Raw genomic sequence first — 572 nt, 5'->3', positions numbered from 1 at the left:
CAGCCCGACGCCCCCGGCGAGGGCACCACGCTGCTGCTCGTCGCGCCGGGCCACGACCTCGACCCGCACTTCGGCCGCGGGTCGGCCGCCCGGCACAGCGCCTCCGGGGCACGCCCGCTGCCCGGTGTCCGTCCCGGTCTGCGCCGCGACGTCGACACCGCCGCCGACCTCGACGACGCCGTCGCCCTCGGGGTGGGGGTGTGGACCCGGGCCGTGGTCGACGCCCGGCACGGGCCGCCCGCCACACCTCACCCACCCGGATGTCCCCCGCCCGGTGACGCCGTCGCCCGACGGTGTGGCACACCACGTACGTGACATCGCCGGACGGGGCCGTGTCCACGTGGACGGTTGCGGAGCGGTACGAAACAATCGCGACGTGAGTGACGACTCGGCGACCCCGGACGGACGGAACGGCACCTCCGCGCACCCGGGGGGCCGTCCCCGGTCGGCGTCGCGCCGTGCCCCGCGTCCGGCATCGCGGCGGCTGCACACCGCGAGCCGCAGCGTCGCCGACCACGCACCGGCCGCGGAGATCCCGGCCCAGCAGCACGTGCCGCCGGGCCCCGCGGCAC

General features: G+C 78.3%; 1 protein-coding gene and 1 pseudogene. Both read left to right on the top strand.

Annotation, left to right across the window (positions count from 1 at the left end; translation table 11 throughout):
- Positions 1–315 (top strand): annotated as a pseudogene (locus GTW08_RS02220) (hypothetical protein); the annotation flags it as partial.
- Positions 316–376: 61 nt separating this feature from the next.
- A partial coding sequence (locus GTW08_RS31405; RefSeq protein ID WP_237453470.1) for a hypothetical protein occupies positions 377–572 on the top strand: 196 nt, incomplete at its 3' end.

Origin of the sequence: Pseudonocardia sp. SID8383, from assembly GCF_009864975.1 — a bacterium.
Classification (GTDB): Bacteria; Actinomycetota; Actinomycetes; order Mycobacteriales; family Pseudonocardiaceae; genus Pseudonocardia; species Pseudonocardia alni.
This window is presented reverse-complemented; position numbering and strand designations above follow the sequence as displayed.